Source organism: Roseibium sp. RKSG952 (assembly GCF_009711355.1).
Window position 1 is genome coordinate 1 of the sequence record NZ_SMMF01000424.1, and the last position, 918, is coordinate 918.

At 54.2% G+C, this 918-nt stretch carries 1 protein-coding gene; it reads right to left on the minus strand.

The features are described 5' to 3' along the window. Positions 1–263 precede the first annotated feature (263 nt). A complete protein-coding gene (locus tag E1297_RS01350) occupies positions 264–602 on the minus strand; it encodes a hypothetical protein (protein ID WP_155132932.1) in 339 nt (112 codons plus the stop codon). Positions 603–918 lie beyond the last annotated feature (316 nt).

Below are 918 nucleotides of genomic sequence, written 5' to 3' on the forward strand. Positions count from 1 at the left end.
GCTTGTCATAAGGAATTGATTGTCAAGGGTCGTTGACCGCTAGCGGCGCGTTCCGCGCCTTTGACACTCAACTCCGTATGACAGACCGAACCTTACTGTTGTCTTGTTGCGCTTCGCGCCTGAATTCACCGCCGTTCACAACGCGGGCGCTTTTGCCGGACAGTTTTCGGTTGGATCGCAGGGCGGAAGCCGCCCCGCGGAAGGTTGGATATCTTTATCCGTTGGAAGGCATGCGCTTGTGCTTGCCGGGCAAATCGCCAAGCCTAGACAAACTGCATGTCATCCTGAAGAGCCTGCGACCCGATGAGGTCGGCCGGGCCGGTGTCGAGTTCCAGATCTTCGGCACCCGCCATGTAGTCGAAGCCGGCCGAATCCGTTTCAGCGCCGGCAACGGCCGTTTCAGAGGTCTCGCTGCTGCCATTTACATATTCCGCAACCCCGACAACGATGTCGATCACCGCGTCTGCAACGGTTTCAAAAACGCTTGCGATCCTTGTCGCGGTCTCCGATTCGCCCATAAGCGTGCCGACGAACGTAATCGCGTCGCCCACGAAATCGACAACGCTTGTTGCAACCGATTTGAAATCATCCCACCAGCTCATAATCCGCTTTCCTCTTTTTGGAAGGTGTTCCGGCTCCCGAAGAATCCTCGAAAGGCAAGCTAAAGGGCTGACCTTTCGGGAGGCTGGCCGGGATGCCGACCCAACCTGTCGGTTTTGACAATCGGAATTTGATCAATTTAAACATGAGTATGTTAATCATGTTTTTGAGAAATAAACAGTGTTAATGATTGGTGTTTCGCAACATGGAAACACGCCGGCCGTGGTTTCGGGTCAAGCTGATATGCGTGGGTGAATTCAGCCGCGAAGTGCAACAAGGCAACGGTCAGGTTCGCCATAAGGGATTGAGTGTCAAGGG